17 protein-coding genes are annotated in these 16,412 nt (G+C 66.9%); 9 read left to right on the top strand and 8 right to left on the bottom strand.

What is annotated here, in order from left to right; translation table 11 throughout:
- Positions 1–8: 8 nt before the first annotated feature.
- The 5 genes from AC5Y3Z_RS15145 to AC5Y3Z_RS15125 form a co-directional block, all read right to left on the bottom strand.
- Positions 9–332: a hypothetical protein gene (locus tag AC5Y3Z_RS15145; RefSeq protein WP_473139430.1), complete on the bottom strand. Its 324-nt coding sequence runs from the start codon at positions 330–332 to the stop codon at positions 9–11.
- A 277-nt stretch (positions 333–609) separates the two neighbouring features.
- Positions 610–858, bottom strand: coding sequence for a hypothetical protein (locus AC5Y3Z_RS15140; RefSeq protein WP_473139429.1), 249 nt, complete (start codon positions 856–858; stop codon positions 610–612).
- 2 nt (positions 859–860) lie between these two features.
- Positions 861–1,310 (bottom strand): DUF5078 domain-containing protein, encoded by a 450-nt coding sequence (locus tag AC5Y3Z_RS15135; RefSeq protein WP_473139428.1) that lies wholly within the window; start codon positions 1,308–1,310, stop codon positions 861–863.
- 65 nt (positions 1,311–1,375) lie between these two features.
- On the bottom strand, positions 1,376–2,287 hold the full coding sequence (locus tag AC5Y3Z_RS15130) for a crotonase/enoyl-CoA hydratase family protein (protein ID WP_463825613.1): 912 nt from the start codon (positions 2,285–2,287) through the stop codon (positions 1,376–1,378).
- Between the two features lie 42 nt (positions 2,288–2,329).
- Entirely contained in the window at positions 2,330–2,962 is a 633-nt protein-coding gene (locus AC5Y3Z_RS15125; protein WP_473139427.1) for a DedA family protein, read from the bottom strand.
- A gap of 141 nt (positions 2,963–3,103) precedes the next feature.
- Between AC5Y3Z_RS15125 and AC5Y3Z_RS15120 the strand changes: the two genes are divergently transcribed.
- A complete protein-coding gene (locus AC5Y3Z_RS15120; RefSeq protein WP_473139426.1) occupies positions 3,104–4,462 on the top strand; it encodes a DUF2254 family protein in 1,359 nt (452 codons plus the stop codon).
- Here AC5Y3Z_RS15120 and AC5Y3Z_RS15115 read toward each other — a convergent pair whose 3' ends face one another.
- Complete coding sequence (locus AC5Y3Z_RS15115) at positions 4,463–6,529, bottom strand: prolyl oligopeptidase family serine peptidase (RefSeq protein WP_473139425.1); 2,067 nt, start codon at positions 6,527–6,529, stop codon at positions 4,463–4,465.
- Positions 6,530–6,592: 63 nt separating this feature from the next.
- On the opposite strand from AC5Y3Z_RS15115, the gene exaC reads away from it, so the two are divergent.
- From exaC to AC5Y3Z_RS15090, 5 genes are all read left to right on the top strand, one after another.
- A complete protein-coding gene (exaC, locus tag AC5Y3Z_RS15110; protein ID WP_500001810.1) occupies positions 6,593–8,116 on the top strand; it encodes an acetaldehyde dehydrogenase ExaC in 1,524 nt (507 codons plus the stop codon).
- A 133-nt stretch (positions 8,117–8,249) separates the two neighbouring features.
- Positions 8,250–8,528 carry a putative holin gene (locus tag AC5Y3Z_RS15105; RefSeq protein ID WP_473139424.1) on the top strand — a complete coding sequence of 93 codons (279 nt, stop codon included), beginning with the start codon at positions 8,250–8,252 and terminating at the stop codon, positions 8,526–8,528.
- Positions 8,521–9,147: a hypothetical protein gene (locus AC5Y3Z_RS15100; protein WP_463825620.1), complete on the top strand. Its 627-nt coding sequence runs from the start codon at positions 8,521–8,523 to the stop codon at positions 9,145–9,147. Before AC5Y3Z_RS15105 ends, AC5Y3Z_RS15100 begins: the two co-directional genes overlap by 8 nt.
- A 9-nt stretch (positions 9,148–9,156) precedes the next feature.
- Entirely contained in the window at positions 9,157–10,554 is a 1,398-nt protein-coding gene (gene lpdA / locus AC5Y3Z_RS15095; protein WP_473139423.1) for a dihydrolipoyl dehydrogenase, read from the top strand.
- Between the two features lie 5 nt (positions 10,555–10,559).
- Positions 10,560–10,841: a hypothetical protein gene (locus tag AC5Y3Z_RS15090; RefSeq protein WP_463825622.1), complete on the top strand. Its 282-nt coding sequence runs from the start codon at positions 10,560–10,562 to the stop codon at positions 10,839–10,841.
- A gap of 95 nt (positions 10,842–10,936) precedes the next feature.
- Here the strand turns inward: AC5Y3Z_RS15090 and AC5Y3Z_RS15085 are convergent, their stop codons facing one another.
- Together AC5Y3Z_RS15085 and ramB are read right to left on the bottom strand one after the other, a co-directional pair.
- Positions 10,937–11,503, bottom strand: a complete 567-nt coding sequence (locus AC5Y3Z_RS15085; RefSeq protein ID WP_463825623.1) for a carboxymuconolactone decarboxylase family protein — start codon at positions 11,501–11,503, stop codon at positions 10,937–10,939.
- The gene (ramB, locus tag AC5Y3Z_RS15080; protein WP_473139422.1) at positions 11,500–12,918 is read right to left on the bottom strand and encodes an acetate metabolism transcriptional regulator RamB; all 1,419 of its coding nucleotides are present in this window, start codon (positions 12,916–12,918) and stop codon (positions 11,500–11,502) included. The genes AC5Y3Z_RS15085 and ramB overlap by 4 nt, the downstream gene beginning before the upstream one ends.
- A gap of 143 nt (positions 12,919–13,061) precedes the next feature.
- Here ramB and AC5Y3Z_RS15075 point away from each other — a divergent pair, with 143 nt between their 5' ends.
- The 3 genes from AC5Y3Z_RS15075 (at position 13,062) to AC5Y3Z_RS15065 (ending at position 16,411) form a co-directional block, all read left to right on the top strand.
- Positions 13,062–13,856 (top strand): acyl-ACP thioesterase domain-containing protein, encoded by a 795-nt coding sequence (locus AC5Y3Z_RS15075; protein ID WP_463825625.1) that lies wholly within the window; start codon positions 13,062–13,064, stop codon positions 13,854–13,856.
- A gap of 280 nt (positions 13,857–14,136) precedes the next feature.
- Positions 14,137–15,423: an isocitrate lyase gene (gene aceA / locus AC5Y3Z_RS15070; RefSeq protein ID WP_463825626.1), complete on the top strand. Its 1,287-nt coding sequence runs from the start codon at positions 14,137–14,139 to the stop codon at positions 15,421–15,423.
- A gap of 124 nt (positions 15,424–15,547) precedes the next feature.
- Positions 15,548–16,411 (top strand): 3-hydroxybutyryl-CoA dehydrogenase, encoded by an 864-nt coding sequence (locus tag AC5Y3Z_RS15065; RefSeq protein ID WP_463825627.1) that lies wholly within the window; start codon positions 15,548–15,550, stop codon positions 16,409–16,411.
- The last annotated feature ends 1 nt before the right edge of the window (position 16,412 follow it).

Here is a 16,412-nt window from a genome sequence, read left to right as displayed (position 1 = left end):
CGCCGCGCCTACAGGGCGGCGACGTCGCGCATGATGTCGCGCAACTCGGACACCGGGGCGCCGCAGGTCAGGCAGTAGGTGCCGGACGTGCGCGCGAGCTGGCCGACCTGGACCAGCACCTCGGCCTCAGCGTGCCATAGGCAGGCGATGCACAGGATTTCGACGATATTGCCGAACGGGTCGACCTGCGGATGGTTGCATTCGTCCACCGCGTGCCGGTGCACAACGTAGCTGGCCCGGTTGGTGCACCCGGAGTCGGACTGACAGGTGATCGTTTGCCAGTCCAGGGCCGCGAGCGTGCCAGGGATCCCGTTGCCAGTCGTTTGGCTCATGATGACCTCCAGCTCCCGTACCACAGTTGCATCCGTCGTTTGCACGTATTGCGGAAATTGGCTGGGCCGGAGTGTCCATTATGGGTACCTTCAACCCGTCCGGGCAAGGGTCGGCCGCATGTGATTATCCGCGTTCCCTTAGTTATGGCACCCTAAGAAAACCGTACTTTTCTGACCACTACGATTCTTCCCGCTGGTCAGAGGTTCGAAACATCCGCCAAACGGTCACCGACAGGATGAATTCCGGGTCCCCCGATCGGGGGACAATGCCGTGAAGCTAGGGTCCGGTTGTCGGGTCGATCACGCAGAACGCCACACACATCGCCGACGCGGGAATGGACACCCACTGCAGTTGTCCGTCTGCCTGCCGCTGGCAGTAGATGGGACCGGGTTTTCCCCACACTTTGGCGCCCTCCGGCGAGCACGCTTTGCCCAGATCGCTGTCGGCGTGCGCCGGGGCACTCCCGATGAGGAGGGCGACCGGAACGGCCGCCGCCGATACCGCGAGCGCGACGAGTTTGCGCACCGCTATCCGGCCCAGTTCCAGACGGACATGTCGCCACGCGGGTACTGGTTGCAGATTTCAGTGCCCTTGGCGACGACACCCTTGTTGTTGAAGAAGATCTTCATGTGATTGACCCAGGCGAAGGTCAGCGGGTCGCCGTTGTAGAAGTTCTCCGAGTAGTCGCGGCGCTCCGCCGGCGACAGCGAGTAGAACCAGTGCGCCTTGTTGATCGTCGCTTCCTGGAGGTTCGCATGGTTGTTGAAGTCGATCATGTACCGCTGGTAGTACACCGGGCTGGTGTCGCGGACCGCCGCCAGGTACTGCTCGGCGTCACAGGTGGTCGCGATCTGCCTGCGCGGGATCGGGAAGTCTTCGGTGGAGTCGGCGGACGCGGTCGCAGGGGACACCGCGGCGGCCACGCCGAGAAATAGCGCCAAGGCGCCGGTGCGGAGGCTGTTACTGAGCCGAGACATATTGATTACCGTAGCACTTCCAGGAGGCCGACGGGATGCCGGGAGAGAATCTGTAGCTCATCTCACTACCCACTGCGATCAGGAATTATCACGTGTGAGGGATCGGGCCGCAGCTCGGGCGGCGCCTGGCTGTAGTCGCCGAACGGGCCGTCTCTGCGCTCGACGGCGCTGCGCACCCCCTGCGCTTGTGCCGTCCGGATGAAGTCCAGTGCATCCGGGGTGTTCCGCATCAGTCCGTCGAGAATGCCGCCCAGCAACTGAGTGGACGCCAGGCCCATGTTCTCGTAAGCCTGGTTGACGATCAGCTTCTGCGCCCGCAGCTGCGAGAGCGGGATCTGCGCCAGTTCCGCGGCGATCTCGGCGACCCGCGCCTCCAGTCGCTCGAACGGCACCGCCTCGTTGATCAGCTCCACCTCGGCGGCTTGGACACCCGTCAGCGGCCGGCCCGTCAACGAATGCCACTTCACTTTCGCCAGGCTCAGCCGGTACAGCCACATGCCGGTCAGGTAGGCGCCCCACATCCGGCTGTACGGGGTGCCGATCACCGCGTCCTCGCTGGCGATGACCAGGTCAGCGCACAACGCGTAATCGCTGGCACCACCGACACACCAGCCGTGCACCTGCGCGATCACCGGTTTCGAGGCGCGCCAGATCGCCATGAATTTCTGCGTGGGGCCGGTCTCGCGGGCGCTGACCATCGCGAAATCCTTGCCCGGGTCCCACTGGCCATCGGTCATCATCGCCTCGCCCCAATGCTGAAAACCGCCGCCGAAGTCGTAGCCGCCGGAGAACGCGCGGCCGGCACCGCGCAGCACGATGACCTTGACGTCCTGGTCGCGTTCGGCCAGGCCGATTGCGGTCTCGATCTCGTCCGGCATGGGCGGGACGATGGTGTTGAGCTGCTCCGGACGGTTCAGTGTGATCGTGGCCACCGGACCGGCGGTGGAGTACAGCAGCGTCTGGAACTCGGGTGTCATAGCGCGAAGCGAAGCCGGTGCCGGACGCCGATGTCAAGAACCTCAGCATTCGGCAGCGGCGCGGGCCCGGCGCCGCAGCGCCCACCCGATCACCGCCGCGATGCACAGCACCGCGGCCGCCACCAGCAGGTATTTCTCGTACGGCTGGAAGTACTCGTAGAGCGCTGCGATGTGGTTGCCGGCCAGGTATCCGGCCAGCACCCAGATCGCCACCCACACCGCAGAGCCGATCGCGTTATAGCCCAGATAGCGCCGCCACGGCATGCGGGCCAGCCCCGCGACGATGCCACTGGCCTGGCGCAGCCCGTCGACGAACCGGCCGAGCGGCACCACAATGGGGCCGCGCTTTTCGAAGAAGCGCTCGGTCTTGGCCAGCCGCTCGTCGGTCAGGAACACATAGCGCCCGAACCGCAGCACCAGCTCACGTCCCCCGAACCGCCCGATGGCGTATCCGGCATTGTCGCCGACGACGGCGGCCAGGAATCCCGCGACCATGACCAGGGCCACGTGCAGGTGGCCGGCACCGGCGTACATGCCGGCCGTGATCAGGATGATCTGACCGGGCAGGGGGATGCCCACGCCCTCCAGCCCGACCAGCACGATCACCGCCGCGTACCCGAACTTGTCCAACGTGGGGCCGAGCGACTCGAAGACACCCGGCAGCTGCGATGACATGACTTCCAGGGTGCCCAAAGAGCCGCGGTGTTAGACGTGTGGCGGTAGAGGCGAACCTCACGATGCCTGGTTCACCGGGCCGTCGACCGGGTACCAGCCACAAGCAGGATGTCCGCGCTCGGACAGGGGTGACTAGGACTTATGCGCCGTAATTCGAACAACGCCCGGCCCCGGCGGGAGAGCGGGGTGCGCCGGGCGCTGCATGAATTCCTCGGCGTGCCGCTGGCCATCATCGCCGGCTTCATCGTGCTGGCGATCCTCAACAGCGTCCTGGACGGTAACGAGGTGAGCTGGCTGCAACCGGCAAAACACCTGCTGGCCAAAGTGGCACCGCCGCAGGAGAACCAGTCGATGCTGCGCACGGTGGCGCCCGGGATGCTCACCTTGATGACGATCACGTTCGTCCTGTTGCTCACCCTGGTGCAGCGGATGTCCGACGTCTTCACCTGGGTGGTGGTGGAACAGTTTCTCAGCCGTCGGGTGAATCAGACCTTCTTCGGCTACTTCGCCGGCCTGTCGGCGTACTACGTCGTGGTGCTGACGCTGGTGGATCCGCAACAGGCCGTGTTCAGCACCGTCGCGGCGCTGATACTCAGCGTGCTGGCCCTGATGGGGCTGGTGGTGTTCGGCTACCTGGTGCTCGACCAACTGCGGCCGCCGTCGGTGGTGGAGCGCATCGTGCAGGTCACCATCGCCACCCGCGCCCACCAGCTGTACTGGCTGCGCCGGGTGCGGTCGCAACCGCTGCTCGCGCACCTGCCCGGCCGCACCGTCCGCTCCGGCTGCACCGGATACCTGGTCGACATCGACCTGGACCTGCTCGACCGCGCCCTGCAGTCCGCCCAGGGACCGGCCGAGATCGAGTTCAACGCCAAGCTGGGATCGCACATGGTCACCGGGACCGACCTGGCGACGGTGCGTGCCGCGCGGGACGACGAGCGCGAGCGGCTGGCCGATGTCGTCCTGGACGCCCTGTGCTGCGGCCGGGAGCGCCAGCTCACCCGGGAGCCCTCCTACGGGGTGCACCAGCTGTCCAGCATGGGATGGGGCGCGGCCACCCAGCGGGACTCCGAGGCGGCCCTGGTGACGGTGGACGGGCTGCATGCGCTGCTGGCCCACTGGGCGCAGGAGGAAACCCCCGGCCCGAAGGGCGACGACCTGGCGGTGGTGTACCGGTACGACACGATCTGCGAGGTGTTGAAGGCGTTGTCGAGCGTCGCGGCCGCCGCCATCGTGGGCGGTCAGCATCAGACGTGCGCCCAGGTGCTCAACGTCTACGCCAAGGCGCTACCTACGCTGTCCGCCGAGCACCAGCGCACCGCGGCCCAGCATGTGCGCAACACGCTGACGACCGTCGCGCAGCACCCGCGCACCGCGGAACTCGAGCATGCCCTGAGCGAACTGGGCCGGGCGCTCGGCGACAACGGGCACGGCGAGGTCGCGGCAGAACTGAAGCGCATCGAGGCGGACCTGGACAACCGGGTGCCCGAGCACCGCTGATCAACCCAGCATCCGCCACAGGAACGAGTAGGTCAGCGCCGACTTGAACGCGAGTTGCTCGTTGTCGGCCGCCCCGCCGTGCCCGCCCTCGATGTTCTCGTAGTACCAGACCCGGTGACCGGCGGCCTGTAGGGCGGCGGTCATCTTGCGGGCGTGTCCGGGGTGCACCCGGTCGTCGCGGGTCGAGGTCGTCAACAGGATCGGCGGATAGCTCCGGTCGGCCGAAATGTTCTGGTACGGCGAATACTCGGAGATGAACGCCCAGTCGTCCGGGTTGTCCGGGTCCCCGTATTCGGCCACCCACGAGGCGCCGGCCAGCAGCAGGTGATAGCGCTTCATGTCCAGCAACGGCACGTTGCAGACCAGCGCACCGAACTTCTCCGGGTACTTGGTCAACATGATCCCCATTAGCAACCCGCCGTTGCTGCCGCCCTGGGCGCCGAGCTGGCCGACGGTGGTGATGTCACGGCGCACCAGATCGTCGGCGACCGCCGCGAAATCCTCGGCCACTTTGTGTCGCCCCTCGCGCATCGCCTGGGTGTGCCAGCCGGGGCCGTACTCGCCGCCGCCGCGGATGTTCGCCAGCACGTAGGTTCCGCCGCGGGCCAACCACAACCGGCCCAGTACGCCGCTGTAGCCCGGCGTGTTGGCCGTCTCGAAACCGCCGTAGCCGTACAGCAGCGTCGGGCCGGGGCCGTCGATCCCGGCGGGTCGCACCAGGAAGTAGGGGATGGCCGTCCCGTCCGCCGAGGTCGCGAAATGCTGTGTCACCGTGAGGTTTTCCGCGTCGAAGAAGGCCGGCGCGGATTTGATCGGTTCGAGTTCGGCGGGGCCGGTGCCGCGCAACAGCCGCGATGGTGCGGTGAACCCGCTGGAATCCAGGAAGAATTCGGCGCCGGTGTCGTCGGCCGCCACGACCACGGTATTGGCCGAGTCGGGGATGCCCGTGATCGGTTCGCGCTGCCAGCTGCCCGGTGACGATCGCAAGGGCGGCGACGCCGGGCGCGGCGGGTCGTCACGCGAGGGTGGTGTCACCATCTCGACGCGGCTGGCGACGTCGGCCAGCGTGACGATCAGCAGCCGGTCCCTGGTCCATGCGTAGTGGTACAGGCAGGTGTGCTCGTCGGGCTCGAACACCACACTCAGATCCCTGGTACCGGCGAGGAACTCGTCGTACCTGGCGGCCAGCAGCGACCCGGCCCGGTAGGTGGTGTCGCCGACCGTCCAGTCACTGCGCAGGTCGATCAGCAGCCATTCGCGGTGCACCGACATGCTGCTGGCGTCGCTGGGCACCTCGATGGGCAGCAGCTCGGCGCCGCGCAGCTCGTATCGCTGCCGGTTCCAGAAGTCCAGGGAGCGACCGACGATGGTACGCACGAAGCCGGGGGTGCGGTCGGTGGATCCGCCGACGCTGACATCGGTGCGTTCGCCCTCGAACAGGGTCTCCGCCTCCGTCAACGGGGTACCGCGCCGCCACCGCTTGACGATGCGCGGGTAGCCGGATTCGGTCATCGAGTCCGGACCGAAGTCGGTGCCCACCAGGACGGTGTCCGGATCTGCCCAGTCGATCTGCGACTTGGCTTCGGGCAGCTCGAACCCGCCGGTGACGAATTCGCGGGTCAGCATGTCGAATTCGCGCACGATCACCGCGTCCGAACCGCCCGGGGACAGGCTGACCAGCGCGCGGGTGAGTTCGGGCTCGATCACGTTGGCCCCGGCCCACACCCAGTTCCGACCGTCCGCGCGGCCCAGTTCGTCGACGTCGATAAGCACGTCCCAGTCGGGTGCGTCGGTGCGGTAGCTGTCCAGCGTGGTGCGCCGCCACAGCCCCCGGGGATTGGCGGCATCGCGCCAGAAGTCGTAGAGGTATTCGCCGCGCCGGCGCACATAGGGGATGCGCGCGTCGGTGTCGAGCACCTCCAGCGCCTCGGCGCGCATCGTCTCGAAGTCGCCGGTGCAGTATTCGGCCGTGGTGGGCTCGTTGCGCGCGCGTACCCAGTCCAGCGCCTCCTCGCCGGTGACGTCTTCCAGCCACAGGTAGGGGTCGTCGGGAGCTTCAGCTGACATGAACCCATTGTGGTCCCGGCGGTACTGTGAGCTGTATTACACGAACTGACGAGGAGCCGAGAAATGCCTGTCTTCGCACGCCCGGGTTCCGCAGATGCGGTGATGACCTTCGAGTCCCGGTACGGAAACTTCATCGGCGGCGAGTGGGTCGCGCCCGCGTCCGGCCGTTATTTCGAGAACCCGACGCCGGTGACCGGCCAGTCGTTCTGCGAGATCCCCCGCTCCGACGAGGCCGACATCGAGAAGGCACTGGACGCCGCGCATGCCGCGGCGCCGGGCTGGGGCAAGACCGCGCCCGCCGAGCGGGCCGCGATCCTGAACAAGATCGCCGACCGCATCGACGCGAACACCCAGGCGCTGGCGGTGGCCGAGGTATGGGACAACGGCAAACCGGTCCGGGAGACACTGGCCGCCGACATCCCGCTGGCCGCCGACCACTTCCGCTACTTCGCGGCAGCCATCCGTGCCCAGGAAGGCGCGCTGTCCCAGATCGACGAGGACACCGTCGCCTACCACTTCCACGAGCCGCTCGGGGTGGTCGGGCAGATCATCCCGTGGAACTTCCCGATCCTGATGGGCGCCTGGAAGTTGGCGCCCGCGCTGGCCGCCGGCAACGCGATCGTGCTCAAGCCCGCCGAGCAGACCCCGGCCTCGATCGTGTACCTGATGTCGCTGATCGGCGACCTGCTGCCACCCGGCGTGGTCAACGTCGTCAACGGCTTCGGCGCCGAAGCCGGTAAGCCGCTGGCCTCCAGCAACCGGATCGCCAAGGTCGCATTCACCGGCGAGACCAGCACCGGGCGACTGATCATGCAGTACGCCAGCCAGAACCTGATCCCGGTCACCCTGGAACTCGGCGGCAAGAGTCCCAACATCTTCTTCAACGACGTGATGGCCGCCAACGACGACTTCCAGGACAAGGCGCTGGAAGGCTTCACCATGTTCGCTCTCAACCAGGGCGAGGTGTGCACCTGCCCGTCGCGCAGTCTGATCCAGTCCGCGATCCACGACGAGTTCCTCGAACTCGCGGCGATCCGCACCAAGGCCGTCCGGCAGGGTGACCCGCTGGACTCCGAGACCATGATCGGATCCCAGGCCTCCAACGACCAGCTCGAAAAAATCCTGTCCTACATCGAGATCGGCAAGGGCGAAGGCGCGAAAGTCATCACCGGCGGGGAGCGCGCCGAGTTGGGCGGTGACCTGGCCGGCGGCTTCTACGTGCAGCCGACCATCGTCACCGGCAACAACAAGATGCGGGTGTTCCAGGAGGAGATCTTCGGCCCGGTGGTCGCGGTGACCCCGTTCGACAGCTACCAGGAGGCGATGGACATCGCCAACGACACCCTGTACGGCCTGGGCGCGGGGGTGTGGAGCCGCGACGGCAACACCGCCTACCGGGCCGGGCGCGAGATCAAGGCCGGACGAGTGTGGGTGAACTGCTATCACGTGTATCCACCGCACTCGGCTTTCGGCGGCTACAAGCAGTCCGGGTTCGGCCGCGAAGGCCACAAGATGGCGCTCGAGCACTACCAGCAGACCAAGAACATGCTGGTCTCCTACTCCGACAAGGCGCTCGGCTTCTTCTGATCGCGGCCCCGCCGGGGCGCGGAAACCGCACTGCGGCAACGTGACCGGCGGTCGATTCGTGGTCATGTTGTGACCGGCAACGCGCCGCGAACGTGCCCGGCCCGGCAGCGCTGACTCAGTAAGGTCGTACAGCGTGATTCCCCTTCCGCGTGCGTGGCTGCTGGCCAGCGCCATGCTCGTCGGGTGCGTGGCCGGGCAACTGCTCGCGGTGGCAGCGCGTCTGCTGGTGGACACCCGGATGCGTCCCGATGTGGTGATCGCGCTGGTGGTGGGGGTGCCCAGCGTGCTCGGCCTGTCGTTGATCCTGGTCTCCGGGCGGCGCTGGGTGACCATGCTCGGTGCCGCGATCCTCGCGCTGGCCCCCGGCTGGTTCGGGATGCTGGTCGCCCTGCAGGTGGTGTCGGGTGCCTGACAAGAAGGTCGACGAGGAGTCGAGCCCGGGCACCGAACCGTTCGTGCCGGATTTCGACACCGGTGCGCAGCCCCCGGTGCCCGAATACGATGCCGGCGAGCCGTCGGTGCCGTTCGTGCCGGACTTCGACACCGACTCCCAGCCGTTCCTGCCCCTGGCCGGGTTGCAGCAGCTGGAGAAGAAGTCCGTGCAGCCCGCGGCGGACGTCCCGGAACCGGACGATTCCGCACCGGACAGCGCGGAACCGGACACCTCGGCCGAGCCGCCCGGACCGGTGACCGTCCCGGGCCGGTATCTGTACCTGAAGTGGTGGAAGTTCGCGCTGGTGCTGTTCGGCGTGTGGTTCGTCGCCGCGGTGTTCGGGCTCAGCCTGTACTACTGGTGGTACCACGACCTGGACAAGACGCCGTCGGTCTTCGTGGTGTTCGGGTACGTCGCCACCTGCACCGTGGCGGGGCTGATTCTGGCGATGGTGGAAGCCAGGCCACTGATCGCGGCGCTGGCGATCGCGGTGATGTCGGCGCCGTTCGCCTCGGTCGCCGCCGCGGCGCCGCTCTACGGCTACTTCTACTGCGAACGTGTCGCCACGCCCTGCCTGATGAACGTCGTGCCCTACTAGGGTGGGCTCGTGACTTCTCACTATGACGTCGTCGTCCTTGGAGCCGGCCCCGGTGGATACGTAGCGGCCATTCGCGCAGCACAGCTCGGGCTGAAAACCGCGATCGTGGAACCGAAATACTGGGGCGGGGTGTGTCTGAACGTCGGATGTATCCCGTCCAAAGCGCTGCTGCGCAACGCCGAACTCGCCCACATCTTCACCAAAGAGGCCAAGGTGTTCGGCATCAGCGGCGAGGCGACCTTCGACTTCGGGGTGGCCTATGACCGCAGCCGCAAGGTGGCCGAGGGCCGGGTGGCCGGTGTGCACTTCCTGATGAAGAAGAACAAGATCACCGAGATCCACGGCTACGGCAAGTTCACTGACGCCAACACCATCTCGGTGGACCTCAACGACGGCGGCACCGAAGACGTCACCTTCGACAACGCCATCATCGCCACCGGCGCCAGCACCCGCCTGGTGCCCGGCACCTCGCTGTCGGAGAACGTGGTGACCTACGAGAAGCTCATCCTGACCCGCGAGCTGCCCGCGTCGATCGTGATCGCCGGCGCCGGCGCCATCGGCATGGAATTCGGATACGTGCTGAAGAACTACGGCGTGGACGTCACCATCGTGGAGTTCCTGCCCCGCGCGCTGCCCAATGAGGACGCCGACTGCTCCAAGGAGATCGAGAAACAGTTCAAGAAGCTCGGCGTCAAGATCCTCACCGGCACCAAGGTCGAGTCCATCACCGACGACGGCGACGAGGTCACGGTCAGTATCAGCAAGGACGGCAAGTCCGACGAACTGAAGGCCGAAAAGGTGTTGCAGGCCATCGGGTTCGCCCCCAACGTCGAGGGCTACGGGCTGGACAAGGCCGGCGTGGAACTGACCGACCGCAAGGCGATCGGCATCACCGACTACATGCAGACCTCCACGTCGCACATCTATGCCATCGGCGACGTCACCGGCAAGCTGCAGTTGGCCCACGTCGCCGAGGCGCAGGGCGTGGTGGCGGCCGAGACCATCGGCGGCGCGGAGACGCTGGCCCTCGGCGACTACCGGATGATGCCGCGCGCCACGTTCTGTCAGCCCAACGTCGCCAGCTTCGGCCTCACCGAAGAGCAGGCCCGCGACGAAGGCTACGACGTGGTGGTGGCCAAGTTCCCGTTCACCGCCAACGCCAAGGCGCACGGCGTGGGCGACCCGAGCGGCTTCGTCAAACTCATCGCCGACGGCAAGTACGGCGAGCTGATCGGCGGCCACCTGGTCGGTCACGACGTGTCCGAGCTGCTGCCCGAGCTGACGCTGGCGCAGAAGTGGGACCTGACCGCGACCGAGCTGGCCCGCAACGTGCACACCCACCCGACCATGTCCGAGGCCCTGCAGGAATGCTTCCACGGGCTCATCGGTCACATGATCAACTTCTGAGCAGCATGCGAACCACGACCGCCGAGACGGTAGTCGGAACGATCGGCGGGCTGGTCGTCGGCTACGTCCTGTGGCTGGCCGCCATCACCGTCGGTGACGACGTCACCACGGTGCGCAACTGGAGTCAGTTGGTGCTGTTGGGCGCGGTCGCCCTGGCGGTCGGCGCGGCGCTGGGCGGCCTGCTGATGCGCTGGCGCCGCAGACCCGGCTGGTCGGCGTTCGCGTTCGCGGTGCCGGTGCTGCCGGTGGTGCTGAGCCTGGCCGTGCTGGCCAACCTGTACCTGTAGCTCCCGCACCGGCGCCGCCGAGCGTCACGCCAGAGTGGCTGTCGGCGCCGAGCGTCACGCCAGAGTGACGCCCCGGGGCGAGCGCGCGGCCAATGTCAGCGCGGGTTGTCCAGCGGGATCCCCAGCGCGGTGATCGTGGCCGCCAATCCGTCGTATTGCGTTGCCAGCAGGCAGAATTCGATCAACCGGGCCCGGTTCAGGTGGGACGCCAGCTGCTGCCAGGTCTCGGTGCTGATGGTGCGGTCCTTGATCAGCTCGTCGGTGGCGCGCAGCAACGCCTGCTGCCGCGTGCTGAGCACCGCGCGGGGCCCGTCGCCGTCCGGGGACTCCGGCCAGGCGAAGATCGCGGCCTGCGCCAGGGCGTCCAGCCCCGCCGTGCGGGCCATCCCACGATGGTGCTGCAGCTCGTACTCGCAGGACCGCAGGTGCGCGACCCGCAAGATGACCAGTTCGGAGTCGATCGCCGGGAGTCGGCCGCGCATCAGACGTCCGGAATAGATCGCCCACAGCCAGAACAGCGTTTGCCGGGAACCCAGGGTGGTGAACAGGTGCATCTCGGGCGCGCGCACCTTGCGCGCAGCCAGCTTGGCGATCACCCAGTTGATCGGACCCAGTTGGCGCAACCGGCCGGGCGGGATGCGCACCACCTGGTCGCCGGTCATGCCTGCTGCACCAGGTACGGCGACACGGTGCTGCGGTGCTCGTCGATGTCGAGTGCGCGGCCGAGCGCGGGGAACGCCCGCTGGGGACAGTTGTCGCGTTCGCAGACCCGGCAGCCCGCGCCGATCGGAGTGGAGACGTCCCCGGACAAATCGAGTCCTTCCGAATAGACGAGCCGGTGCGCGTGGCGGAGCTCGCAACCCAGCCCGATCGCAAAGGTCTTACCGGGCTGACCATATCGGGCCGCGCGCCGCTCGACGGTGCGGGCCACCCACATGTAGTTGCGGCCGTCGGGCATCTGGGCGACCTGCACCAGGATCTTGCCGGGGTTCGCGAACGTTTCGTAGACGTTCCACAGCGGGCACGTCCCGCCGCTGGAGGAAAAGTGAAAACCCGTGGCGGACTGGCGTTTCGACATATTGCCGGCGCGGTCGACCCGGACGAAGGACAGTGGTACGCCGCGCATCGACGGCCGTTGCAGCGTGGAGAGCCGGTGCGCGATGGTTTCGTAGCTGACCAGGTAGAAGGCCGACAGCCGTTCGACGTCGTAGCGGAAATTCTCGGCGACATCGTGGAACTGGCGGTAGGGCAGCACCGTGGCGGCGGCGAAGTAGTTGGCCAGTCCGAGCCGGGCCAGCGTGTGCGACTCGGCGCTGGTGAACTTGCCCTCTTCGACCAGGCCGTCGATCAGGTCGCCGAACTCGAGGTAGGCCAGCTCGGCGGCCATCTTGAACACCTGCTGGCCGGCGGCCAGGTGGTTGCTGATCTCCAGCGTCTTGGCCGCGGGGTCGTAGCGGTGCAGCACGTTCTCGCCGAGGTCGATGCGCCGGGTGATGCGCACCCCGTGCACCTCGGTGAGCCGGCGGGTCAGTTCGCGGGCCAGATCGCCGTGGTGCATCCGCATCTGGACGGTCAGGTCTTCGGCGGCGGTGTCCAGCGCGTGCAGGTAGTTCTGGCGTTGGTAGAAGTAGTCGCGCACCTCTTCGTGCGGCATGGTGATCGACCCGCTGCCGCTGCTGCCGTCGAAGTAGCGGTCCTCGGTGGCGGCGGCCAGTTGCGCGGTGGTGAGCCGGTAGCGACGGTGCAGATTGACCACTGCGCGGGCCAGGCTCGGGTGCGCGTTCACCATCTCGGCGATCTCGGTGGGGTCGACGTCGATGTCCAGATCGCGGTCCAGGGTGACTTCGCGCAGCTCGGCGACCAACCGGGTGGCGTCCTGGGAGGCGAAGAAGGTGGCGTCCACCCCGAACAACTCGGTGATCCGCAGCAGCACGGCCACCGTCAGCGGGCGCACGTCATGCTCGATCTGGTTGAGGTAGCTGGGCGAGATGTCCAGCATCTGGGCCAGTGCGGCCTGGCTGAATCCGCGCTCGTTGCGGAGCTGGCGGACCCGGGCGCCGACGAACGTCTTGGACACTCCAGGAGCCTACGCTTGTTGCTAAGACTCAGTTAGCAGAGTTGGCAGGTTGGTGTTTCGGGCCGGCCATTGGCATGATTCGCATCGGCCTTCCTGGGTAAACCCGGGGGCACCGAGTGAAAATGGGGACGGGGAGCAGCACCGTGAGCCTTGACAAGAAGTTAATGCCGGTTCCGGACGGGCACCCTGACGTCTTCGACCGCGAGTGGCCGTTGCGGGTCGGCGACATCGACCGGACCGGCCGGCTGCGGCTGGACGCGGCCTGTCGGCATATTCAGGACATCGGCCAGGACCAGCTGCGCGAGATGGGTTTCGAGGAGACGCACCCGCTGTGGATCGTGCGGCGCACCATGGTCGACCTGATCCGGCCCATCGAGTTCGGCGACATGCTGCGGTGTCGGCGCTGGTGCTCGGGAACATCCAACCGCTGGTGCGAGATGCGGGTGCGCATCGACGGCCGCAAGGGCGGGCTGATCGAGTCGGAGGCGTTCTGGATCCACGTCAATAAGGAAACCGAGATGCCGGCGCGGATCGCCGACGACTTCCTGGCCGGACTGCACAAAACCACGTCGGTGGATCGGCTGCGGTGGAAGGGCTACCTGAAGCCCGGCGGCCGAGACGACGCGGCGGAAATCCATGAGTTTCCGGTGCGGGTGACCGACATCGACTTGTTCGACCACATGAACAACTCCGTGTACTGGAGCGTGGTCGAGGATTACCTGGCCTCCCACACCGACCTGCTGGACGGCCCGCTGCGGGTCACCATCGAACACGAGGCGCCGGTCGCGCTGGGCGACAAGCTGGAGATCATTTCGCACGTCCACCCGGCCGGATCGACCGACAAGTTCGGGCCGGACCTGGTCGACCGGGCTGTTACAACGCTCACATATGCGGTCGGCGACGAGACGAAGGCCGTCGCGGCGCTGTTCGCTCTCTAACAGGACAAGCGTTCTGTTAAATTAGTGTTGACCTGCGGTTCTTGTTACCGGGCGGTAGCTTCTGAACCGGTTCAGAAAATTTGCGGCTTCGCAAGATTTGCAAAATGACCGCAGGTCATAGCCGAAATTGGCAAGTGAAATGGGTAGACCAGCAGGAATGCCCTGTGCCAAGGTCGTGTTAGCACAGCAGTGAAGATGGAAGTCGAACCCGAAGCTTCCGGCTGGGTGGCAAGCAGCCACCAGCAATTCAGTAGTGAGTGAACCGTTAAGGAGCTGTCCAATGTCTGTCGTTGGAACCCCCAAGAGCGCTGAGCAGATCCAGCACGACTGGGACCACAACCCCCGCTGGAAGGGCGTCAACCGCACCTACACGCCGCAGGACGTCGTCGCGCTGCAGGGCCACGTCGTCGAGGAGCACACCCTGGCCCGCCGCGGCGCCGAGGTGCTCTGGGAGCAGCTGCACGAGATGGACTTCGTCAACGCGCTGGGCGCGCTGACCGGAAACATGGCCGTTCAGCAGGTGCGCGCCGGCCTCAAGGCGATCTACCTGTCCGGCTGGCAGGTCGCCGGTGACGCCAACCTCTCCGGGCACACCTACCCCGACCAGAGCCTCTACCCGGCCAACTCGGTGCCGCAGGTGGTGCGTCGCATCAACAACGCGCTGCTGCGCGCCGACGAGATCGCCAAGGTCGAGAACGACCGCTCGGTGGACAACTGGCTGGCCCCGATCGTCGCCGACGGCGAGGCCGGCTTCGGTGGTGCGCTCAACGTCTACGAGCTGCAGAAGGCCATGATCGCCGCCGGTGTCGCCGGGTCGCACTGGGAAGACCAGCTGGCCTCGGAGAAGAAGTGCGGCCACCTCGGTGGCAAGGTGCTGATCCCGACTCAGCAGCACATCCGCACCCTGACCTCCGCCCGCCTGGCCGCGGACGTCGCCGGTGTCCCGACGGTCGTCATCGCCCGTACCGACGCCGAGGCCGCCACCCTGATCACCTCCGACGTCGACGAGCGGGACCGCCCCTTCATCACCGGTGAGCGCACCAACGAGGGCTTCTACCGGGTCAAGAACGGTCTCGAGCCGTGCATCGCCCGGGCCAAGGCCTACGCGCCGTACGCCGACCTGATCTGGATGGAGACCGGTACTCCGGACCTGGCGCTGGCCAAGCGGTTCGCCGAGGGCGTCAAGGCCGAGTTCCCCGACCAGATGCTGGCCTACAACTGCTCGCCGTCGTTCAACTGGCGCAAGCACCTCGACGACGCGACGATCGCGAAGTTCCAGAAGGAACTCGGTGCGATGGGCTTCAAGTTCCAGTTCATCACGCTGGCCGGATTCCACGCGCTGAACTACTCGATGTTCGATCTGGCCCACGGCTACGCCCGCAACCAGATGACCGCGTACGTCGAGCTGCAGGAGCGCGAGTTCGCCGCCGAGGAGCGTGGGTACACCGCCACCAAGCACCAGCGCGAGGTCGGTGCCGGCTACTTCGACCGGATCGCCACCACGGTGGACCCCACTTCGTCGACGACGGCGCTGGCCGGCTCGACCGAAGAGGGCCAGTTTCACTGAGGATGAGGCCAGTGCGGAGCCGGGCGACCCCCGGTTCGCGCTGAAGTAGCATAGGCCCCGCCCGGCAACCCTGGGCGGGGCCTATTGCGGTGCAGGACAATTCGGGCGATCAGTGGAGAAGACAGTGAGCGATGCAGCAATCCAGCGGGTAGGTGTGGTCGGGGCCGGGCAGATGGGCGCCGGTATCGCCGAGGTGTCGGTTCGTGCGGGTGTCGCCGTCACCGTGTTCGAGACCACCGAGGCGCTGATCACCGCGGGCCGTAACCGCATCACCAAGTCGCTGGAACGGGGTGTGAGCGCCGGCAAGGTCACCGAACGCGAGCGCGACCGCGCACTGGGGCTGTTGACGTTCACCACCGACCTGGGCGACCTGGCCGACCGGCAGCTGGTCATCGAGGCCGTCATCGAGGACGAGACGGTGAAGGCCAAGATCTTCGCCGAGCTGGACCGCGTGATCACCGACCCCGAGGCGGTGCTGGCGTCCAACACCTCCAGCATCCCGATCATGAAGATCGCCGCGGCCACGCAGAACCCGCAGCGGGTGCTGGGCCTGCACTTCTTCAACCCGGTCCCGGTGCTGCCGCTGGTGGAGCTGGTGAGCACCCTGGTGACCGACGAGGCCGCCGCCGCCCGCACCGAGGAGTTCGCCGGCGCCGTGCTGGGCAAGCAGGTGGTGCGCTGCTCGGACCGCTCCGGCTTCGTGGTGAACGCCCTGCTGGTGCCCTACCTGTTGTCGGCGATCCGGATGGTGGAGGCGGGCTTCGCCACCGTCGAGGACGTCGACAAGGCCGTCGTCGCGGGATTGTCCCATCCGATGGGGCCGCTGCGGCTCTCCGACCTGGTCGGCCTGGACACCCTCAAGCTGATCGCGGACAAGCTGTACGAGGAGTTCAAAGAGCCGCACTACGGACCGCCGCCGCTGCTGCTGCGGATGGTGGAAGCCGGCCTGCTGGGCAAGAAATCCGGCAAGGGCTTCTACACCTACTGAG

The organism is Mycobacterium sp. NGS61 (genome assembly GCF_059812325.1).
The sequence above is the reverse complement of the archived record's forward strand: the minus strand, read 5'-3'. Positions and strand labels throughout refer to the sequence as shown.

What these genes read in the sequence shown, in the direction of transcription:
- AC5Y3Z_RS15145 (WP_473139430.1), bottom strand. Translation starts at nt 332, where the DNA reads ATGAGCCAAACGACTGGCAACGGGATCCCTGGCACGCTCGCGGCCCTG.
- AC5Y3Z_RS15135 (WP_473139428.1), bottom strand. Translation starts at nt 1,310, where the DNA reads ATGTCTCGGCTCAGTAACAGCCTCCGCACCGGCGCCTTGGCGCTATTT.
- AC5Y3Z_RS15130 (WP_463825613.1), bottom strand. Translation starts at nt 2,287, where the DNA reads ATGACACCCGAGTTCCAGACGCTGCTGTACTCCACCGCCGGTCCGGTG.
- AC5Y3Z_RS15125 (WP_473139427.1), bottom strand. Translation starts at nt 2,962, where the DNA reads ATGTCATCGCAGCTGCCGGGTGTCTTCGAGTCGCTCGGCCCCACGTTG.
- AC5Y3Z_RS15120 (WP_473139426.1), top strand. Translation starts at nt 3,104, where the DNA reads ATGCGCCGTAATTCGAACAACGCCCGGCCCCGGCGGGAGAGCGGGGTG.
- AC5Y3Z_RS15115 (WP_473139425.1), bottom strand. Translation starts at nt 6,529, where the DNA reads ATGTCAGCTGAAGCTCCCGACGACCCCTACCTGTGGCTGGAAGACGTC.
- exaC (WP_500001810.1), top strand. Translation starts at nt 6,593, where the DNA reads ATGCCTGTCTTCGCACGCCCGGGTTCCGCAGATGCGGTGATGACCTTC.
- AC5Y3Z_RS15090 (WP_463825622.1), top strand. Translation starts at nt 10,560, where the DNA reads ATGCGAACCACGACCGCCGAGACGGTAGTCGGAACGATCGGCGGGCTG.
- AC5Y3Z_RS15085 (WP_463825623.1), bottom strand. Translation starts at nt 11,503, where the DNA reads ATGACCGGCGACCAGGTGGTGCGCATCCCGCCCGGCCGGTTGCGCCAA.
- aceA (WP_463825626.1), top strand. Translation starts at nt 14,137, where the DNA reads ATGTCTGTCGTTGGAACCCCCAAGAGCGCTGAGCAGATCCAGCACGAC.